Source organism: Agromyces humi (genome assembly GCF_009720255.1).
Taxonomy (GTDB): Bacteria; Actinomycetota; Actinomycetes; order Actinomycetales; family Microbacteriaceae; genus Agromyces; species Agromyces humi.
Window position 1 is genome coordinate 1 of record NZ_WJSP02000035.1, and the last position, 18,199, is coordinate 18,199.

An 18,199-nucleotide genomic window follows, 5' to 3' on the forward strand; every position below is an offset into this window, starting at 1 on the left:
TTCGCGGCCGAGTGGCCCGCGCCGACGACTGTGGTGTGCCGGCCGTCGGCCTGAAGAGGTCGAGGTCGACGAGTGGGCGGCCGGGCGGGGTCCAGGCTGCGGCGAGCGCGACGACCTCCGCGGGTGGGAGCGCGCGTGGCCAGACGGCCAAACGCGCGATCGCGCCGGCGAGGTGATTGCCCATCCCCGTGGTCAGGCGCACGGCGCCCACCGTGAACTCGGCGACCGCGCGGCGGTTGAGTTCATGGCCGAAGCGGTACGGATTCTTGGCATAGGTGCGCCCGCCGCCGAGCGGGGGGCCGGCCTCGGTGAAGGTCGGCCGTCGGTCGGCGATGCCGTCGAGGAACGAGACCGCGCGGCATCCGTCGTAGGTGAAGCCGACCACCCGCCACGTGCCAGGGGCCACCATGCGGGCACTCGCGGAATAGTCGCGGCTGTAGGGGAGGCCTGGGCTCGGTCGGCCGTCGTGCGAGACGTGCCCGATGACCTGCTGCGCGCCGCCGTACGTCGGCAGGCTGAGGAAGAGGCCGTACTGGCGGCGGGGATCGCGGTCGTCCTCCTGCCACATGCCGGCCACGAAACCGGTCGAGGTGGTGTGGCGTCGGACCAGGGCGAAGACCGACACCTCGTCGCCGAGACGGGCCGCGTCGAGCGGGCCCACTCGCTGCGGCGGGATGCGGAGGTGATCGGCCGCGCCGTCGAACGCGATCGCCCCGCCCACGACAGGGTCGGGTGCCCAGCGGGGCGGTCGGGCGCCGACGAGGGTGAGCCCGTGTCCCGTGCGATCCGACAGGCCGCCGAGGCCGGCGCGGAAGTCCCATTCGACTCCCGCGCCGGCGGTGGTCACTGCGATTCCAGGATCGGGTCGGCGACCGCGCACACGTCTTCGAGCACCGCCTGGACGTCGGCATCCGGCTGCCACAGCCCGTCGAACACCGGCTTGGTCGCCGTCTCCAACTCGGGGAAGGACACCGGATAGTCGACCTGCTGTGCCGAGTCGAGCGTGTCGAGCAGGGACGCCTTCGCCGACTCCGGCGGCACCTGCGGGTACAGGCCCGAGATGAACTCCTCCGTCTGCAGCGACGACCGCGGCGCGACGTAGGGCAGCGCCGCCGATCCCTCCTCGCTCGTCAGGTGGGCGAACAGGCGCGTCGCCAACTCGGGAGCCTGTCCGTCGGCGAACACCACCATCGAGGCCTGGCCGATGAACGGGCTGTAGTCGACGTCGCCCTCGGGTTGCGGCGCCATGTCGTACTCGAAGGTCGAGTCCGCGAGCTGCGCGAGCGTGCTCGGTGCCCCCAGGTACATGCCGGTGTCGCCGGTCGGGAAGCTCGATGCCGAGCCGGGGGCCGGATAGGACCCGTCCTCGAAGATCATGTCGTGCACGAACTCGAAGGCGTCGACCGACGCGTCATCCGCGTACCCGCAGGACGCGCCGTCGGGGTAGGCCTCGGCGCCGAATCCCTTCAGGAACGGCGTGAACAGCGCGTAGCTCGTGTACCCCCACTGCGGGATGTCGAACCCGTAAGTCACGACGCCGGCATCCACCAGCGCCTTCGCCTGCTCCCGCAGCGCATCCCACGTCCATTCGCCCTTGGCGAGGAGCTCGTTGGGCGTCTCCAGTCCCGCTGTCTCGAAGGCGGTCTTGTTGTAGATGATCGGATGCGTCGTGCCGGCGAAGGGGTAGCCGTAGAGTTCTCCGTCCTCGCCCTGCAGTGCGGTGAGCAGGTTCGGGATGATGTCGTCGTACGCCCAGTCCTCGTCGTCCTCGAGCGAGCTGACGTCGGCGAGGGCGCCCGAGTCGACCCACGCCGGCGTCGCGGATTCCACGATCCACCCGAGGTCGGGTGCCTCGCCCCCGCTGAGCCGGATCGCGAGCTGGGAGTTGTACTCCGCGAACGGGATGGTCTCGATCGTGAGCTCGCCCAGCTCTGGGTTCTCCTCGCGGAACTCGTCGGCGAGCGCCTGGAACTGCCCGATGATCTTCTCGTCGGCCGTCCAGACCGTCATCGTGAGGTCGACGGGCTCGTCGTACTCGACCTCCGTCGGGGTCGGGGTGCCGGCGCTCGGCGAGCAGCCGACGAGCATCAGCGCTGCGGCGGATCCCGCGACGATGCCCGCTCGCTGTGTGCTTCTCATGGGTGGTGCCTCTCTCTCCATCGAGGGTGCGGGCGCCTCTGCGGCCGCGAGGACGGGGTCACTTGATGCCGGTGCCGGCGATGCCCTGGACGAACTGGCGCTGCGCGACGAAGAACACCGCGAGCACCGGCAGGACGCTCAGGGTGGTGGCCGCCATCTGGATGTTCCAGATGGGGATGCCGGTGATCGGATCCGTGAACGACTGCAGCGCGATCGGCACCGTCCAGAGCTCCTGCGTGCGGAGGAAGACGAGCGGCTCGAGGAAGTCGTTCCAGCTGTTCAGGAACGTCAGGATCGCGAGGGCGGCGAGGGGTGCCTTCGCGAGCGGCAGGGCGACGCGCGCGAACAGGCCGAAGCGGCCGAGTCCGTCGACCCTGCCGGCCTGTTCGAGCTCGATCGGCAGCGCCAGGAAGAACTGGCGCATCAGGAAGACGCCGAGGACAGCCGGCACGCCGAAGATCGCCGGGACGATGAGTGCGAGGTGGGTGTCGATCCAGCCGAACGCCGAGACGATGCGGAAGAGCGGGATGATCGTCACCTCCGGCGGGATCAGGAGCGCGCTCAGCAGCATGACGAAGAGCACCGACCTTCCGCGGAACTCGATGCGGGCGAACGCGTATCCGGCCAGTGAGGCGACGGCGAGCACGCCGATGGTCGTCACGGATGCGATGTAGATGGAGTTGAGGAACTGCTGCAGGAACGGACCCGTGGTGAAGGGCACGAGGTAGTTGCCCCACCGGGGGTCGTCGGGCCAGAGCACCGGCGGGCTCTCGAACACGTCGCCGTAGGTCTTGAGCCCGGTCGAGAACATCCAGAAGACGGGGAATACGAAGGGCACGGCGACGAGCACCAGGAGCGCGTACATGCCGACGGTGCCGAGGCGTCCTGGTCCGCCCGCTCCACCCGATCGCGGGACGCGCCGGTGAGGTGCCTTCGTGCCGGGCGGTGCGACGACCGCGGCGGTCGTGAGCTCAGGACTCATTGAAGACCCACCGCTTCCGCGACCACCACTGCAGCAGCGTGAGCACCAGCACGATGAGGAAGAGGAACACCGCGGCGGTGCTCGCGAACCCCACCTGGAACGCCTTGAAGGCCTGCTCGTAGATGAAGTAGCCGAGGATGTTCGTCGACAGGCCCGGACCGCCCTCGGTGAGCAGGAAGACCTGCGCGAACGCCTTCAGCGAGTTGATGGTGGCGAGGATGGCGACCATCATGATCGTCGGCGTGATCAGGGGCACGACCACGCTGCGGAACGACTGCCACGGACCCGCGCCGTCGATCTTCGCGGCCTCGAGCAGTTCGCCGGGCACCTCCTGGAGCGCCGCGAGGAAGAGCACCATGCTCACGCCGACCCCCTTGAGCACCTGGACGAAGATGATCGACGTCATCGCCCAGTCGGGGTCGGCGAGCCAGTTCGGCCCTTCGATGCCGATCATCGCGAGCCAGCCGTTGATGCCGCCGGAGTCCTGCAGCATCACGTCCCAAACCAGCGACCAGGCCACGAGGGAGATGACGACCGGCACGAAGTAGGCGGTGCGGAAGATCGAGATCGCGCGGATCCGCTGGTTGACCAGTACGGCCATCAGGAGTCCGATGACCAGGTTCGCCGGGATCACGAATGCGGAGAACACCGCCGTGTTGCGGAGCACGGTGCCGAACACGTCGCTCGTGAGCAGCCGCTCGTAGTTCTCCATGCCGACATACGTGGACCGGCCCGACAGGCTGTTGTAGTCCTGGAAGCTGAACAGGAAGACCCCGGCGATCGGCAGGGCGACGAACACGAGGAATCCGAGGACCGCGGGCGCGATGAACGCGTACCCGTATGCCGCATCGACGCGAGCGAGGTGCCCGCGACGGGGGCCGTCCCCGGCTCGCCGGGTGGACCGATGCGCGGAGTTCCGGGAGCGCGAATCCGGCGCTCCGGGATCCACTGTCGAGTCCATGAGAATCGTCATGACCCCTTGTCTCTCATCGTCGAGCCGGGCATCCAAACGTTGCATTCGCTAAAACAACGTTGTGTAGAATGAATCAAGGATGAGACGTGACGACCGCAAAGTCAAGAGACGGCGCCGAGTAGTCTCGGTTGCATTCCCATTCATCGACGAAGGGAGAGCGCGGTGACGCTCGCAGAACCGCCGGCGGTCGCAGCCACCTCACGGACGCTCGTGCGCGGCCTCTCGATCCTCGAGATCGTGGCCGAGGCGGGCGGCGGCATCGGGGTCACCGAGATCGCATCGGCCGCGGGCCTCGACAAGGGCACGGTCTCGCGGCTGCTCTCGACCCTTCGGCAGATGGGCTACGTGCAGCAGCGGGCGGGCGACCGTCGCTTCGTCCTCGGAAGTCGCTGCCTCTGGCTCGCCCGGGAGTACGGCTCCCGTCAAGAGGACCTCAGCAGCCGGGCGAGACCGTTCCTCGCCGCCCTTCGCGACGTGACGCACGAGACCGTGCACCTCGCCATCCGGGAAGGCAGCTTCGTCGTCTTCATCGCCCAGGAGCAACCCGACCGATCGATCCGGGTGCGCTCCGCGGTCGGTTCACGGCTCCCGATGCATCGGACCGCCATGGGAAGGGCCATCCTGGCGGCCCTCGAACCCGCGGAACGCGAGATCCTGCTCACCTCGTTGCACGATGAAGCCGTCGCCGCCGGTGACGAGTTCGACCTCGCCCTCATCCGTTCCGACGTCGAGATGGCGGTCGCGAGGGGCTGGGCGGCCGTCGACCGTCATGATGACGTCACCCGGCTCGCCGCCGCCATCGTCGACGCGGCCGGCGAACCCATCGCGGCCATCACGCTCTCCGGGCCGACCTACCGCGTCGAGCCCGACATCGACCGGCTCGGGCACGAGGTCATCACGGCCGCAGCCGCCGTCAGCGCGGCGCTCGGGCACTGACCGACGCCGCCCGGCCGCCCAGGTGGCATTGCTAAAGCAGGTAGCCGCCGTCCACCACCACGTCGCGGCCGGTGAGGTACGCGCCCTCGTCGGAGCAGAGCAGGCGTGCGAGCGGCACGCAGTCCGCCGGCGTCCCGATGCGGCCGACAGGGATCTGGCCGACGACGCGACGGTGGTACTCGTCGGATGCGAGCGCTTCGCGATTCCGCGGCGTGTCGATCACGCCCGGTGACAGGCTGTTGACCGTCACGCCGCTCGGCGCCAACTGCTTGGCGAGGTTCGACACGAGATTCGCCTGTGCCGCTTTCGAGGCCGCGTACGCCGCCATCTCGGGATGGGGCCGCGTCTGCTGCACGCTGCCGATCGCCAGGACGCGACCCCATCGACGATCGGCCATGGCCGGGGCGAGGCCCTGCACCAGCTCGAGGAAGGCGACCAGGTTCACCCGCAACTGCCGCTCCATCTGCTCGGGGGTGATCGACTGCCACGGCTCCCGGATCTGCACGGAGGCGGAGTGCACGAGGATGTCCACCGGCCCGACGTCGAGCGCCGCGGTCGCGAGCCGAGCGCCGGCCCCGACGACGGCGAGGTCCTCGACGAGCACTGGCAGATTGGCGTCGCCGTCAGCCTCCAGTCCGTGACGGATGACTCGGGCTCCGCCCTGCTCGAGGGCGTCGGCGATCGCGGCGCCGATGCCACTCGTCGAGCCCGTCACGAGGGCGATGCGGCCGCTGACCCGCGGCTCTGACGCGGCGTCCATCTCAGCTCCCTCCACGGTGCGCTCTGGCGCGGTCGACGCCAGCCTAGAGCGGATGCCGCGCTGGTCGGCTAGAGCCGGCCGTGACGCCGGTAGACGCCGACCGGGTCGTCACTCACGAGGAACTCGGCTCGCACCACGTCCTCATGGGCGATGAGCTCCTCGGCGCGGTGCAGCACCTCGACGACGAGCTCCCGCGGTACGACCACCACCCCGTCGAGGTCCCCGACGAGGAAGTCGCCGGGCGAGACGGCCACCGTCGTGGTCAGCGCGCCGCGCAGCGAGACGGTGTTCTGCCAGTCGTAGTAGCTCCACCGCTTGACCGCCTCCACCGGCGAGAGGTAGCGGCAGAAGAGGGGGAAGCCGCGCTCGAGGAGGAAGCGGGTGTCCCGGGATCCGCCGTCCACGACGGCTCCGATGACGCCGCACGCAGAGCCGACCGTCGCGTTCATCTCGCCGTAGTGCGCCACCTGGGTGTCGAAGCTGCAGTCGCGCACGTCGATGATCGGCACGCCGGTGGCCTTCATGGCCTCGAACATGTGGATGCGGCGTGCGCGCAGGTCGGGGTCACCGGTCGGCTCGGGGATGCCCTTCATGGTGAAGGCCGGCCCGGCGAGGGTCCATTCGGGGTCGACCGGCTTGATGTCGGGCGCGAGCGCTTGGTTCGGGAATCCCAGCTCGTCGAGCACGTCGTACACCGCGCCCGAGTAGGTGTCGCGGAAGCGCGCGATGAGCTCGGGCACCGGCAGCGGGTAGGCATAGGGGTTCGGCATGAGCATCCTCGATCATTGCGGCCGCGGAGGTCCGAAGCGTTGCACTTGATGCTACTAGCGTTGCAGCTGACAAAACAAGTATGCTCGGCCACGGAGGAAACAGCATGAAGATCGTCGACCTGCGGGTGCGCACCGTCGCCATCCCGACCGACGCGAAGTTGCGGCACAGCAGCGGCGTCCATCCCGGGTACTTCATCCGCACGATCCTCGAGCTCATCACCGATGAAGGCCTGATCGGGCTCGGCGAGGTGGGCGGCGGCGACCAGCGCGGCGCACTGCTCAAGCTGAAGCCGCGCATCGTCGGGCTGGATCCGTTCCATCTCGAGGTGGTCAAGCTCAAGGTCCTGCGCTCCATCTACTACCTCTCGAACGCGCGTATCTACGCCGCCATCGAGATGGCATGCCTCGACATCCAGGGCAAGGCCGTCGGGCGGCCGCTCAGCGACCTGCTCGGCGGGTCGGTGCGCTCCGAGATCCCCTTCATCGCCTACCTGTTCTGGCGCTACGACCGACCGGGCGGCGGTGACGACACCAGGGCCGAGGACCTCGCCGACGAATGCGAGGCGTTGCACGAGCGCCTCGGCGTCCACGCCATGAAGATGAAGGCCGGCGTCGAGCGGCCCGAAGAGGAGGCCCGGGTCCTGGAGCTGTGCCGCGATCGGCTCGGCGACGGCTTCGGCCTCCGCATCGATCCGAACGGGGTCTGGTCCGTGCCGACCGCGGTGCGGATCGGGCGGCGGCTCGAGGCGGTCGCACCGGAGTACTTCGAGGATCCCGCCTGGGGTCTCGTAGGCAACGCTGCGGTTCGCGAACAGGTGCGGATCCCCATCGCGACGAACATGTACCCGGCGAAGTTCGACGACCTGGGCCCCGCCATCCGCCTCGGCGCCGTCGACGTCGTCCTCACCGACCTGCATTACTGGGAGGGTCCGCGCGGCGTGAAGGACCTCACGGCGGTCTGCCGCACCTTCGGGCTCGGCGTCGCCATGCACTCGGGCACCGAATTCGGCATCGAGCTCGCAGCGATGCTGCACACGGCGAGCACCATCCCCGAGATGATCACCGCCGGAGACGCGCACTACCACTACCTCACCGACGACATCATCGCCGGCGGGCCCATGCGGTACCGCAACGGTGCCATCGCCGTCCCCCGCGGCCCCGGACTCGGCGTGGAGCTCGATCCCGAGAAGATGGACAAGTACGAGCAGTACTTCGAGGAGCATGGCGACTACTACGCGCGGTTCCACGTCGACGACCGCAACCCCGACTGGGTGCCGACCGTGGGCGGGTTCTAGGCACCGCTCCACCACGACGGATGCCGCCCGCATCCCCTGGGGGAGGCGGGCGGCATCCGTCATTCGGTCGTGCCGATCGCGAGCGATCGCGGCTCAGCTGAACTTGCGGCGGTAGATGGAGACCGCCCAGATGTACGCGACGACGAGGATGCCGACGAGCCAGGCGAGGGCGACCCAGATGTCGCTGCCCACCGGCTGGCCGGCGAACAGGGCACGTGTGGTGTCGACGATCGAGGTCACCGGCTGGTTCTCGGCGAACCAGGCCACCGGGGCCGGCATCGAATCGGTCGGCACGAATGCCGAGCTGATGAACGGCAGGAAGATCAGCGGGTAGCTGAACGCGCTCGCCCCGTCGACGGTCTTCGCCGAGAGCCCCGCGACCACGGCGAGCCAGGTCAGCGCGAGGGTGAACAGCACCATGATGCCGGCGACCGCGAGCCAGGCGCCCACGGATGCCCCGGTGCGGAAGCCCATGATCAGGGCGACGCCGATCACGATCGCGATCGAGATGACGTTCGCGACGAGCGAGGTGAGCACGTGCGCCCAGAGCACGCTCGACCTGGCGATCGGCATGGACTGGAACCGCTCGAAGATGCCGCCCTGCAGGTCGAGGAACAGCCGGTACGAGGTGTACGCGACGCCCGACGCAATGGTGATGAGCAGGATGCCGGGGAGCATGTAGTTGATGTACGACTCATCGGAGCCGGTGTTGATCGCGCCGCCGAGCACGTACACGAACAGGAGCATCAGCGCGATCGGCGTGACCGCGGTGGTGATGATCGTGTCGGGACTGCGGAGGATGTGGGTCAGCGATCGGCCGGTGAGGACCCGGGTGTCGCCCAGGACGTGCGTGGTCATCGGGATTCCTTTCCTGCTCGGACCGTGCCGTCGGCACGGTCGGTGTCTGCGGTGTCCGTCTCGCCGGTGTCGCCGACGAGGGCGAGGAAGACCTCCTCGAGGGTGGGCTGCTTCTCGACGTACTCGACGGTCGTCGCCGGGAGGAGCTGCTTGAGCTCGGCGAGGGTGCCGTTCTGGATGATCGTGCCCTTGTGCAGGATCGCGATGCGGTCCGCCAGCTGCTCCGCCTCGTCGAGGTACTGGGTCGTGAGCAGCACGGTCGTGCCGCCCTTCGCGAGCTCCTTGACGGTCTGCCAGACCTCGATGCGAGCCTGCGGGTCGAGTCCGGTGGTCGGCTCGTCGAGGAAGATGACCGGCGGGTTGCCGATCAGGCTCATCGCGATGTCGAGCCGGCGACGCATGCCACCCGAGTAGGTCCCGGCGCGTCGCCCACCGGCATCCGTGAGCGAGAAGCGCGCGAGCAGGTCGTCGGCGATCGCACCGGGGTTCTTCAGGTGGCGGAGCTTCGCCACCAGCACGAGGTTCTCGCGGCCGGTCAGCACCTCATCGACCGCGGCGAACTGGCCGGTCAGGCTGATCGACTCGCGGACGTCGCCGGGCTTTCCGGCCACGTCGAAGCCGTGCACCGTGGCCGTGCCGGCGTCAGCCTGCAGCAGCGTCGACAGGATCCGCACGAGGGTCGTCTTCCCCGCACCGTTCGAGCCGAGCAGCGCGAAGATGCTGCCGGCCTGCACGTCGAAGTCGACGCCTCGCAGCACCTGGAGGTCCTTGAAGGACTTCTGGATCCCCTGCACCCGGATTGCTGCGTCGGTGGTCATCGCTCTTCCTTCCCTTCGAGGTTCTTGATGGTCTCGGTGAGGCGGTTGCGCTCCTTGTCGATCCAGCGCTTGCCGGCGTACGCCGCGGCGAATGCCTCGGCGAACTCGACGGGGTCGTCGCCGACGATGTCCTCGACGGGCGTCCCGTCGACGGCGGCCCGCTCCCACAGATCGGCGGAGTCGTTCAGCATCGTGATCATCACGGCGGTGTCGCCGTCGGTGATGCCGCCGTTGTACATGAAGTAGCGCTCGAACGCCTTCGCGGCGGTGCCGTAGGGCTCGGGCAGGGCCGCGATGCGGGCCTTGTACTGGCGGTACGCCTTCTTGTCGTCGAGCGATCCGGTGATCATCTCGTACCACTTCGCGGCCATGACTACTCTCCTTCTTCCTTGACTGATTCGATGCGGTGGTGGAGCTGTTCGATCCGTTCTGCGAGGAAGCTCCACGTCCTCCAGAACTCTTCGAGGTACTCGCCGCCCTGCGCGTTCAGCGAGTAGACCTTGCGGGGCGGCCCCTTCTCGGATGGGACCTTCTCGACGTCCACGAGGCCACGCTGCTCGATCCTGACCAGGAGCGCGTACACGGTGCCCTCGACGATGTCGGTGAAGCCCTCGTCGCGCAGGCGGGCGGTGATCTCATACCCGTACGCCGGCCGGACGGCCAGGATCGCGAGGACGATGCCTTCGAGCGTGCCCTTCAGCATCTCGGTCGACTGCTTGCCCATGAACCCCTCCTTCAACTACTCGGTGTTGCTGACTACTGGTACATAGTAATCACAAGTACCGGTAGATAGCAACACTGAATACTGATCCACGGCGGCGGCGCGGCACGGCGGCGGAGACCGCCTGATCGAGCGCGAGAGGATCGGGAGATGCCCGCTGAACCCCTGCCGCCGCGGTTGGTGACGGCGCCGCCCGGCGCCAGGCGGCGCTAGCGTTGCCCTCATGCGTACGCTGACCGTCTGCAACTTCGTCACCGTCGACGGACGGTACGAGGACGACGACCACGACATCGTCTCGTTCTTCGAGCACCAGCATCCCGACTACCACGGGGCCGACACGTTCGATCACCACACCACGAGCCTGCTCGCCGCCGCGGACACCCTCCTGCTCTCGGGACGACGGTCGTCGCTCGGGAACCTCGAGTACTGGGCCGGCGTTCGCCGCGACCCCGACGCCACCGCGATCCGGCGACGGTTCGCCGAGCTGTTCGACCGGGTGGAGAAGGTCATCGTGTCCGACACCATCACCGCTGCCGATCTCGAGCCGTACGAGCGGACCCGGATCGTCGCGGTCGCCGATGCGCGCCAGGAGGTCGCGTCACTCAAGCAGGCCGAGGGACGTGGCATCCTGATCCTGCTCGGCCGCATCCTGTGGAACGACCTGATGCAGGCCGGGCTCGTCGACGAGTTGCAGCTTGTCACCTTCCCGCTGATCGGCGGCGGCGGCGTCTCCCTCTTCGACTCGCGGCCCCCGATCGCGCTGAAGCTCCTGGAGGCCCGTGCCTGGCACGAGTCGGGGAACGTGCTGATGCGCTGGAGGGTCGACCCGGTGTCCTAGCCCCGCGGGCGCTCCTTCACCGTGGACACTCGCACGTAGTCGAATTCGGCCGTCAGCTGCAGCGACGCATCCTGGAGGCCGTAGGCGACCAGGGCGATCTGCATGTCGTCACCGAGCGAGTGGGTCCACGTGCCGCCCTCCACCCAGGTCTGACCGTCCCGACTCGTGTACGCCGTGTACGCGTGGGTGTCGCCGCCCGCCTCTCGTCGCTCGGCGCCCGAAAGTCGTTGCACGACGATCCGCAGGTAGGTCCAGTCGTCGCCCGGAGGGCCCACCACGGTGTTGCCGTAGCGTGCCCAGCCTTCCGGAGCCACGGGGATCTCCTTCGCGAACTCGGTCTGCCGGGTGTTCCAGATCGCCGTCTCGGTGAGCTTGATGTAGGCGTCGTCGCTCCCGTACACCAGGATTCCTGCCTGCGCGTAGTTGAAGCAGCATCCGCCGGGCACGTCCATGCGCACCTTCGTCTCGACGACGAAGTCGCCCTTCGGGGCGTCGCGGAGGAGGACCGCCGCGGTGTCGACGTCGACGTAGAGGTCGGCCGCCTGGATGGGAAGGCGCAGCACGCCGCCGGACACCGTCGCAGTCGGCGCGACATCGGCGCGCTGCCACGTCCACGCGTCGTCGAGCGTGTCGCCGTCGAACTCGTCCGAGTACTCGGGCAGCTCGCGCTTCGGCTCCTGCGTCGCGGCGGGCTGATACCGATGGCGGGACTCCTCACCCGGTTGACTGGCGGGCGCGGGCTGTCGGTCGTCGGATGCTCCGGCCCCACCGTTCACCGTGGGCCAGCCGTCGACCCAGTCGATCGCGTCGAGCAACGCCGGGCGCTTGGTGAAGCCCGGATCGAAGGCGAAGAACGGGTCCTGCTGGTCGACGGCGTGGTAGATGGTCCACCAGTCGCCGTTGGCGTCCTGGAACACGGTGTTGTGGCCCGTGCCGACCCAGCGGTTGCCGTTCATCGTGAGGAACGGCGTCCCGCCGGTGTTCTCGGCGAGGAGCGAGACGCCCTCACGGTCCACGAACGGGCCGAACGGGTCGGTCGATCGGCCCACGAACACGCTGTAGCCGGTCAATGCGCCGTTGCAGCAGTTGGTCGCCGAGACGAACAGGTAGTAATAGCCGTCCTTCTCGATGACGTTCGCGCCCTCGTACTTGTTGTCGATCGCCACCATGGTGGCACCGGCGGTGTCGGCGGTCGCGCCATCCTCCGTCAGCTGGAGCGTGGTGCCGAAGATCCCGCCGTAGTAGCTGCCGTAGTAGAGGATGCCCGAGTCGGCGATGGTGTCGCCGAGCACGTCTGGATCGTACGTCCACAGGAAGTTGCAACCATCGCCGTTCTGGCGCGGTGCCACGACCGGCGTGTCGGAGAAGGTCCACGGGCCGGTCGGATCCGTGCTCGTCGCGACGCCGATCGCACTGTCGCTCGGGCACCCCTCGACGCCGCTGACCGCGCTGGTCGTATTCGTCACGACCACGAACATGTAGTACTGGTCGAAGGTGCTCGAGTAGACGACGTCGGGTGCCCAGAGCGCCGCCCCCGGCTCCGCCCAGCTCGGGAGTTGCGTGAAGGACTCACCGACGTAGGTCCAATCGACGAGGTTCTCCGAGGTCATGACCGGCACGCGACGGAAGATCGGGGCGCCGTTCGCGTCGAGGTCCTCGTCGTTCAGGGGATCCGTCGTGCAGTACAGGTACCAGGTGGTGTCACCCGGGCGCTGACCGTGCAGCACCGTCGGGTCGGCGCAGCTCTCGACCACTCCGTCCCCCGGGATCTGCGGCGCGAGCGGATTCGCGTAACTGCCGGGGTTGCCGCCACGGCGCTCGACGCTCGACGGAGCCTGAGCCGTGTCGGCCACGGCGATCCCTGCGGGAGCGGCGATCGCGAGCAGCGATGTGCACACGGTCAGGGCGATCAAACGGATGCCACGGGACTTCTTCATCGAAGGATCCTCCACCTCGCACGGCGCGTCGCGCGTGCCCTCTCCAGCGAAGGACGCGGCGCCTCGTGCCACGCTATTCGCAGGAGTCGGATGTACGACAGGGGGTTGCGCACGCGCTCGGACGACCGGGTCACGTCGACGCAGGCGCCCGGGTCACGTCGACTAGGCCTCCGGGTCACGTCGACTCAGGCGCCCGCCCGCCCGCCTCCGGGCTCGGCTCCCGTGATGGCGAGCAGACCGGCAAGGCCGGCAGGCGTGCCGGGCCAGTTCCGTTCGAGCGCCTCCACGCCGGCGTGCTTGACCGCGAAGCGGAGCGCGACGGCGACGATGATGGCGTCGTCGAGATAGCCGATCACCGGAATGAAGTCGGGGACGAGGTCGATCGGGATGATGAGGTAGACGAGCAGTCCCGACAACCACCAGCGCGTGGCGCGTGGCACCCTCTCGTCCGTCGCGAGGCGCTTGATGAGTCGCACCACATCGGGTGCGAGCCGTGCGACCTCGCGCCAGTCGATGCGTCGACCGGTGCGTCGGTACTGGATCACCAGCGCGATGATGAGCGCGCCCCAGAGCAGCACGATACCCCCGACGACGCCGAGCAGGACCTCGAGCCAGGTCGGCATGGCGTTCCTGCACCCTGCTCGGGAGCTAGACCTGCACCATGTCGGTGAACCGGGAGAAATGCCCGTGGAACGCCACGGTGATCGTGCGGGTCGGACCGTTCCGGTGCTTCGCCACAATGAGGTCGGCCTCGCCCGCGCGTGGGCTGTCGCGCTCGTAGGCCGACTCGCGGTGCAGCAGGATCACCATGTCGGCGTCCTGCTCGATCGAACCCGACTCGCGCAGGTCGGAGAGCGCCGGCATCTTGTCGGCGCGCTGTTCGGGCCCACGGTTGAGCTGCGAGAGCGCGAGCACCGGCACCTGCAGCTCCTTGGCGAGCAGCTTCAACGCTCGTGAGAACTCCGAGACCTCCTGCTGGCGGCTCTCGACGCGCTTGCCGCTGGTCATGAGCTGCAGGTAGTCGATGATCACCATCTTCAGGCCCACGCGCTGCTTGAGACGCCGGCACTTCGCGCGGATCTCGACGAGGGTCATGTTGGGCGAGTCGTCGATGTAGAGCGGCGCGTCGTTGATGCGGCCGCGGGTCGCCGCGATGGTCGTCCAGTCGCGGGAGTCGACGGTGCCCTTGCGCATCATCTGCAGGGGCACGGATGCCTCGGCGGAGAGCAGGCGCATCGCGATCTCGCTCTTGCCCATCTCGAGCGAGAAGAAGATCGATGGCAGGTCGTGGCCGATCGAGGCGGCGCGCGCGAAGTCGAGCGCGAGGGTCGACTTTCCCATCGCGGGACGCGCGGCGACGATGATCATCTGGCCGGGGTGGAACCCGTTGGTGAGGTCGTCGAGGTCGGCGAAGCCGGTCGGCACGCCGGTGAACTTGCCGTCGGTGTGCTTCGCCGCCTCGATCTCGTCGATGGCCGCGGTGACCGCCTCGGTGAGCGGCACGTAGTCTTCGCTCTCGGTGGAGCCGGTGACGCCGTAGATCTCGGCCTGGGCGTGGTTGACGAGCTCGGTGACCTCGCCCTCGCCGGCGTAGCCCATCTGCACGATGCGGGTGCCCGCCTCGACGAGCCGGCGCAGCAGTGCCCGCTCGGCGACGATCGAGGCGTAGTAGCCCGCATTGGCGGCGGTCGGCACGAGGCTGGTGAGCGTGTGCAGGTACTCCACCCCGCCGGCCCGCTGCAGCTCGCCGGTCTTGGTGAGCTCATCGGTGACGGCGATGACGTCGGTGGGTTCGCCGTGCGAGTAGAGGGTCAGGATGGCGTTGAAGACCACCTCGTGCTTCGGCACGTAGAAGTCGACGCCGCGCACCGTCTCGATGACATCGGCCACCGCGTCCTTGGAGAGCATCATGCCGCCGAGGGCGCTCTGCTCGGCGAGGAGGTCGTGTGGCGGCGTGCGTTCACCCCGGTGGTCGCCGCCGTCGTGCGAGTCGGCGAGTCCGATGTGCGCGATCGACAACTCATGACCTCCCAGTGGTCTTCGGGCATGCAGAGCGCCCACTCCTCAGTGTGAAGGGAGGAGCTGACATTGCGATCGCGGGCCGGGTAACACTCGCCGATCTTGACGCTGCTTCACGATATGGAAGCCGTGCTCGCAGCACAAGCCAGCCTGTGGATAACTCTGGGGACAATCTGGGCGAAACGCCGCCGAAGCTGTGCACCCAGCCTGTGGAGAACTGTGGAATTCTTGTGAATTACATGGCTTGAATTTTGTAACTATCAGGCGTTTTGAGTTTCCACACCTGTGGGGGAAAACTTCTTCAGAAGTCCACGGATGCCGCATGCACACCTGTGCACAACCATCTCAGGAAACTCCGAAGCTCAGCTTGCGGGCGAGCACTCCGGAGTGGTAGACCAGTGCGGTCAACGCATGGGGGAACCCGGTCGTCGAGGGGGACGGACGGGCCATCGACCGCGCTCGGAACGCGCGCCTCCGGCAAGCGGTCCATGATGTCGCCGGCGCCACGTCGCGAGACGAGAACGGCGGCCCGGGCCGAAGCCCGAGCCGCCGTCTGCGTGCCGTTGCGAACTACTTCGCGGCGACCACCTGGAGGGTGATCGTGGCGGAGAGCTCATCGCGGAGGCGAACCGTCGCCTCGTGCTCGCCGATCGACTTGATCGGCGTCGAGATCTCGATCTTGCGCTTGTCGACCTCGCCGAGGCCGGCGGCCTGCACCGCAGCCGCGACATCCGCCGTCTTGACCGAGCCGAAGAGGCGGCCGCCGTTGCCGGCCTTGACCGTCAGCTTCACCTTGGTCGACTCGAGCTTGGCCTTGAGGGCCTGCGCGTCCTCGAGGGAGTGCAGCTCGCGAGCCGTGCGAGCGGCCTTGATCTGCTCGACCTGCTTTTCGCCGCCACGGGTCCACGGGGTCGCGAAGCCCTGGGGAACCAGGTAGTTGCGCGCGTAGCCGTTCTTGACCTCGACCACGTCGCCGGCGGTGCCGAGGCCGGTGACCTCGTGCGTGAGAATTACCTTTGCCATTGTCGTGCTCCTTAGCGGCCGGAGCCCGAGTAGGGGAGGAGCGCCATCTCGCGTGCGTTCTTCACGGCACGGGCGATGAGGCGCTGCTCCTGCACGGAGACACCGGTGATGCGACGGGCACGGATCTTCCCGCGCTCCGAGATGAACTTGCGAAGGGTGGCGACATCCTTGTAGTCGATGACGCCGACCTTGATCGACTTCGCCGGGGCGGCGTTCTTCGCGCCCTTCCCGCGGCTCGGCTTGCGGCGGTCGCCGCTGCTCTTTCCAGCCATTGGTTTTCCTGTCTTGTGGGTGCGAGTCGGCCGTGCTCGTTGCGAGGACCGGCCCGCCGAATATTAGAAGGGAGTCTCGTCGCCGTAGTTCGTGCCCGGCGTGTTCCAGACGTCGCCGCCGCCGCCCGACTGGGCTGCGGGAGCGCTGGGCGCCCACGCGTCGTCGGACTGGCCGCCCCCGAAGGAGCCACCGCCGCCGCCGACCGCGCCGCGGCTCGACTGCGCACGCGTGACGGAGGCGGTCGCGTACCGGAGCGAGGGGCCGATCTCGTCGACCTCCAGCTCGATGGTGGTGCGCTTCTCGCCTTCCTTCGTCTCGTAGGAACGCTGCTTGAGACGCCCGGAAGCGATGACCCGGGAACCCTTGGTGAGTGAACCGGCGACGTGCTCGGCGAATTCACGCCAGCAGCTCGCGCGCAGGAACAGCGCTTCACCGTCCTTCCAGTCGTTCGCCTGACGGTCGAACGTGCGAGGAGTGGACGCGATGGTGAAGTTGGCAACCGCGAGGCCGTTCTGCGTGTAACGCAGCTCGGGATCTGCAGTGAGGTTGCCCACCACGGTGATGATGGTCTCGCCGGCCATGAGGACTAGGCGTCCTTCGAGGCGGGGGCCTTCGCGGCGGCAGCAGCCTTCGCGCCGGCCTTGGCGGAAGCGGCGGCCTTCTTGGCAGCCTTCTCCTCCTGGGCCTTCGCGTGAGCGGCGACCTGGGCGATGGCCTCTTCGGCGCGGAGCACCTTGGTGCGCATGACGGCCTCGCTGAGGTTCAGCTGGCGGTCGAGCTCGTTGGTGGTCTTGGACTCGGCGGTGAAGTCGACGACGGCGTAGATGCCCTCGTTCTTCTTGTTGATCTCGTAGGCCAGGCGACGACGTCCCCAGATGTCGACCTTGTCGACAGTGCCGCCATCGTTTCGGATGACGTTGAGGAACTTGTCAAGGCTGGGAGCAACGGTGCGCTCGTCGATCTCGGGATCGAGGATGACCATCAGCTCGTACTGGTGCATGACTAACCCACCTCCTTTGGACTCAAACGGCCGCAGTATCTCTGCAGCAGGAGGGTTGTGCATACGTCGCTCCGAGGAGGCCGCACAATCGCGGCGCACGGGCAACCTTGACAGTCTAGCGGATTCCTCACATTCTCCGCGAACCGGGCAGCCACCCCGGGCCTTGACCGCCGGCCGAAGCGGGGCCACGCTGGCCCCGTGGAGACCGCAGCAGAGCTCGCCGAACGCTTCGACCGACGCGCCCCCGACTACGACGGGTCGGCGATGCATCGCGGACTCGCGCAAGCGGTCGCCGACTTCGTCCGCCTCGGCGGTGTGCGCGACATCCTCGACGTCGGCACGGGCACGGGCCTGGTGTTGCGGTCGCTGCCAGCCGGCCCGTGGCGGCTCATGGGCGTCGACCTGTCGCCGGGCATGGTCCAGGTCGCCCGGGCCGCGCTTCCGAGTGCGAGATTCGAGGTCGCGGACGCCACGAGCCTCGACCTCCCCGACGCCTCCGTCGATCTCGTCACCTGCGTCACGATGGTGCACCTCGTGCCGGATGCGGCCGCGGCGATGCGCGAGTGGCGGCGGCTCCTCCGGCCCGGCGGATGCCTCGTGCTGGCCACGTTCGCCGACGACAGCCCCTCGTGGCACGGCCCGACGCCCCAGACCGGGTACTCGCCGGCCGATGCGCACGCGCCCTTCGGCTCGTCCGAGGCGCTCGAGCGGCTCGCCGCGGCATCCGGACTCGTCGTCGACCGCGTCGCCGAGTGGGAACTCCGATCGGCCGACGGCGCGCCGGAGTACCGCTGCCTCATCACCGAGTTCGGGTCCGACGGTCGGTGACCGGCCGGGCGCCGGCCGGGTGCCGACCC

General features: G+C 68.3%; 21 protein-coding genes. 4 read left to right on the plus strand and 17 right to left on the minus strand.

The window, feature by feature from the left end; genetic code table 11:
• From GH736_RS05550 to GH736_RS05565, 4 genes are all read right to left on the minus strand, one after another.
• Positions 1-847, minus strand: an 847-nt coding sequence (locus tag GH736_RS05550; RefSeq protein WP_159601015.1) for a LamG domain-containing protein, incomplete at its 3' end; no start/stop codon positions are given.
• The gene (locus tag GH736_RS05555; protein WP_159601017.1) at positions 844-2,139 is read right to left on the minus strand and encodes an ABC transporter substrate-binding protein; all 1,296 of its coding nucleotides are present in this window, start codon (positions 2,137-2,139) and stop codon (positions 844-846) included. The genes GH736_RS05555 and GH736_RS05550, both read right to left, overlap by 4 nt.
• A 58-nt stretch (positions 2,140-2,197) precedes the next feature.
• Positions 2,198-3,121: a carbohydrate ABC transporter permease gene (locus GH736_RS05560; RefSeq protein ID WP_235933845.1), complete on the minus strand. Its 924-nt coding sequence runs from the start codon at positions 3,119-3,121 to the stop codon at positions 2,198-2,200.
• Entirely contained in the window at positions 3,111-4,094 is a 984-nt protein-coding gene (locus GH736_RS05565) for a carbohydrate ABC transporter permease (RefSeq protein ID WP_235933846.1), read from the minus strand. The genes GH736_RS05560 and GH736_RS05565 overlap by 11 nt, the downstream gene beginning before the upstream one ends.
• A 162-nt stretch (positions 4,095-4,256) precedes the next feature.
• Between GH736_RS05565 and GH736_RS05570 the strand changes: the two genes are divergently transcribed.
• Positions 4,257-5,030 (plus strand): IclR family transcriptional regulator, encoded by a 774-nt coding sequence (locus GH736_RS05570; RefSeq protein WP_159601019.1) that lies wholly within the window; start codon positions 4,257-4,259, stop codon positions 5,028-5,030.
• Positions 5,031-5,061: 31 nt separating this feature from the next.
• Here the strand turns inward: GH736_RS05570 and GH736_RS05575 are convergent, their stop codons facing one another.
• Together GH736_RS05575 and GH736_RS05580 are read right to left on the minus strand one after the other, a co-directional pair.
• Positions 5,062-5,790: an SDR family NAD(P)-dependent oxidoreductase gene (locus GH736_RS05575; protein ID WP_159601021.1), complete on the minus strand. Its 729-nt coding sequence runs from the start codon at positions 5,788-5,790 to the stop codon at positions 5,062-5,064.
• 68 nt (positions 5,791-5,858) lie between these two features.
• Complete coding sequence (locus GH736_RS05580) at positions 5,859-6,560, minus strand: RraA family protein (RefSeq protein WP_159601023.1); 702 nt, start codon at positions 6,558-6,560, stop codon at positions 5,859-5,861.
• Positions 6,561-6,664: 104 nt separating this feature from the next.
• Here GH736_RS05580 and GH736_RS05585 point away from each other — a divergent pair, with 104 nt between their 5' ends.
• On the plus strand, positions 6,665-7,855 hold the full coding sequence (locus GH736_RS05585) for an enolase C-terminal domain-like protein (protein ID WP_159601025.1): 1,191 nt from the start codon (positions 6,665-6,667) through the stop codon (positions 7,853-7,855).
• A gap of 93 nt (positions 7,856-7,948) precedes the next feature.
• Here GH736_RS05585 and GH736_RS05590 read toward each other — a convergent pair whose 3' ends face one another.
• Genes GH736_RS05590 through GH736_RS05605 form a run of 4 tightly spaced genes read right to left on the minus strand, consistent with a single transcriptional unit; the run spans position 7,949 to position 10,255 of the window.
• On the minus strand, positions 7,949-8,713 hold the full coding sequence (locus GH736_RS05590) for an ABC transporter permease (RefSeq protein ID WP_159601027.1): 765 nt from the start codon (positions 8,711-8,713) through the stop codon (positions 7,949-7,951).
• The gene (locus GH736_RS05595; protein ID WP_159601029.1) at positions 8,710-9,531 is read right to left on the minus strand and encodes an ABC transporter ATP-binding protein; all 822 of its coding nucleotides are present in this window, start codon (positions 9,529-9,531) and stop codon (positions 8,710-8,712) included. Before GH736_RS05595 ends, GH736_RS05590 begins: the two co-directional genes overlap by 4 nt.
• Positions 9,528-9,902, minus strand: a complete 375-nt coding sequence (locus GH736_RS05600) for a DUF1048 domain-containing protein (RefSeq protein WP_159601031.1) — start codon at positions 9,900-9,902, stop codon at positions 9,528-9,530. Before GH736_RS05600 ends, GH736_RS05595 begins: the two co-directional genes overlap by 4 nt.
• Positions 9,903-9,904: 2 nt before the next feature.
• A complete protein-coding gene (locus GH736_RS05605; RefSeq protein ID WP_159601033.1) occupies positions 9,905-10,255 on the minus strand; it encodes a PadR family transcriptional regulator in 351 nt (116 codons plus the stop codon).
• Between the two features lie 220 nt (positions 10,256-10,475).
• Here GH736_RS05605 and GH736_RS05610 point away from each other — a divergent pair, with 220 nt between their 5' ends.
• Positions 10,476-11,090: a dihydrofolate reductase family protein gene (locus tag GH736_RS05610; protein WP_159601035.1), complete on the plus strand. Its 615-nt coding sequence runs from the start codon at positions 10,476-10,478 to the stop codon at positions 11,088-11,090.
• Here GH736_RS05610 and GH736_RS05615 read toward each other — a convergent pair.
• From GH736_RS05615 to rpsF, 7 genes are all read right to left on the minus strand, one after another.
• Positions 11,087-13,027: a family 43 glycosylhydrolase gene (locus tag GH736_RS05615; RefSeq protein WP_159601037.1), complete on the minus strand. Its 1,941-nt coding sequence runs from the start codon at positions 13,025-13,027 to the stop codon at positions 11,087-11,089. The genes GH736_RS05610 and GH736_RS05615 overlap by 4 nt on opposite strands.
• Before the next feature lie 185 nt (positions 13,028-13,212).
• Positions 13,213-13,650, minus strand: coding sequence for a YkvA family protein (locus GH736_RS05620; protein WP_159601039.1), 438 nt, complete (start codon positions 13,648-13,650; stop codon positions 13,213-13,215).
• A gap of 25 nt (positions 13,651-13,675) precedes the next feature.
• Positions 13,676-15,046, minus strand: a complete 1,371-nt coding sequence (gene dnaB, locus GH736_RS05625) for a replicative DNA helicase (RefSeq protein ID WP_159601041.1) — start codon at positions 15,044-15,046, stop codon at positions 13,676-13,678.
• Positions 15,047-15,616: 570 nt separating this feature from the next.
• The gene (gene rplI / locus GH736_RS05630) at positions 15,617-16,069 is read right to left on the minus strand and encodes a 50S ribosomal protein L9 (protein WP_159601043.1); all 453 of its coding nucleotides are present in this window, start codon (positions 16,067-16,069) and stop codon (positions 15,617-15,619) included.
• Positions 16,070-16,080: 11 nt separating this feature from the next.
• Positions 16,081-16,341: a 30S ribosomal protein S18 gene (gene rpsR, locus GH736_RS05635; protein ID WP_056727560.1), complete on the minus strand. Its 261-nt coding sequence runs from the start codon at positions 16,339-16,341 to the stop codon at positions 16,081-16,083.
• Positions 16,342-16,404: 63 nt separating this feature from the next.
• On the minus strand, positions 16,405-16,923 hold the full coding sequence (locus tag GH736_RS05640) for a single-stranded DNA-binding protein (protein WP_159601045.1): 519 nt from the start codon (positions 16,921-16,923) through the stop codon (positions 16,405-16,407).
• 5 nt (positions 16,924-16,928) lie between these two features.
• Positions 16,929-17,342, minus strand: coding sequence for a 30S ribosomal protein S6 (gene rpsF / locus GH736_RS05645; protein ID WP_159601047.1), 414 nt, complete (start codon positions 17,340-17,342; stop codon positions 16,929-16,931).
• A 198-nt stretch (positions 17,343-17,540) separates the two neighbouring features.
• Between rpsF and GH736_RS05650 the strand changes: the two genes are divergently transcribed.
• Positions 17,541-18,170 carry a class I SAM-dependent methyltransferase gene (locus GH736_RS05650; protein WP_159601049.1) on the plus strand — a complete coding sequence of 210 codons (630 nt, stop codon included), beginning with the start codon at positions 17,541-17,543 and terminating at the stop codon, positions 18,168-18,170.
• Positions 18,171-18,199: the final 29 nt, after the last annotated feature.

Excerpts from the sequence above, each read along its gene's own strand:
- GH736_RS05555 (WP_159601017.1), bottom strand. The coding sequence starts at position 2,139 with ATGAGAAGCACACAGCGAGCGGGCATCGTCGCGGGATCCGCCGCAGCG.
- GH736_RS05560 (WP_235933845.1), bottom strand. The coding sequence starts at position 3,121 with ATGAGTCCTGAGCTCACGACCGCCGCGGTCGTCGCACCGCCCGGCACG.
- GH736_RS05565 (WP_235933846.1), bottom strand. The coding sequence starts at position 4,094 with ATGACGATTCTCATGGACTCGACAGTGGATCCCGGAGCGCCGGATTCG.
- GH736_RS05575 (WP_159601021.1), bottom strand. The coding sequence starts at position 5,790 with ATGGACGCCGCGTCAGAGCCGCGGGTCAGCGGCCGCATCGCCCTCGTG.
- GH736_RS05580 (WP_159601023.1), bottom strand. The coding sequence starts at position 6,560 with ATGCCGAACCCCTATGCCTACCCGCTGCCGGTGCCCGAGCTCATCGCG.
- GH736_RS05585 (WP_159601025.1), top strand. The coding sequence starts at position 6,665 with ATGAAGATCGTCGACCTGCGGGTGCGCACCGTCGCCATCCCGACCGAC.
- GH736_RS05590 (WP_159601027.1), bottom strand. The coding sequence starts at position 8,713 with ATGACCACGCACGTCCTGGGCGACACCCGGGTCCTCACCGGCCGATCG.
- GH736_RS05595 (WP_159601029.1), bottom strand. The coding sequence starts at position 9,531 with ATGACCACCGACGCAGCAATCCGGGTGCAGGGGATCCAGAAGTCCTTC.
- GH736_RS05600 (WP_159601031.1), bottom strand. The coding sequence starts at position 9,902 with ATGGCCGCGAAGTGGTACGAGATGATCACCGGATCGCTCGACGACAAG.
- GH736_RS05605 (WP_159601033.1), bottom strand. The coding sequence starts at position 10,255 with ATGGGCAAGCAGTCGACCGAGATGCTGAAGGGCACGCTCGAAGGCATC.
- GH736_RS05610 (WP_159601035.1), top strand. The coding sequence starts at position 10,476 with ATGCGTACGCTGACCGTCTGCAACTTCGTCACCGTCGACGGACGGTAC.
- GH736_RS05615 (WP_159601037.1), bottom strand. The coding sequence starts at position 13,027 with ATGAAGAAGTCCCGTGGCATCCGTTTGATCGCCCTGACCGTGTGCACA.
- GH736_RS05620 (WP_159601039.1), bottom strand. The coding sequence starts at position 13,650 with ATGCCGACCTGGCTCGAGGTCCTGCTCGGCGTCGTCGGGGGTATCGTG.
- rplI (WP_159601043.1), bottom strand. The coding sequence starts at position 16,069 with ATGGCAAAGGTAATTCTCACGCACGAGGTCACCGGCCTCGGCACCGCC.
- rpsR (WP_056727560.1), bottom strand. The coding sequence starts at position 16,341 with ATGGCTGGAAAGAGCAGCGGCGACCGCCGCAAGCCGAGCCGCGGGAAG.
- GH736_RS05640 (WP_159601045.1), bottom strand. The coding sequence starts at position 16,923 with ATGGCCGGCGAGACCATCATCACCGTGGTGGGCAACCTCACTGCAGAT.
- rpsF (WP_159601047.1), bottom strand. The coding sequence starts at position 17,342 with ATGCACCAGTACGAGCTGATGGTCATCCTCGATCCCGAGATCGACGAG.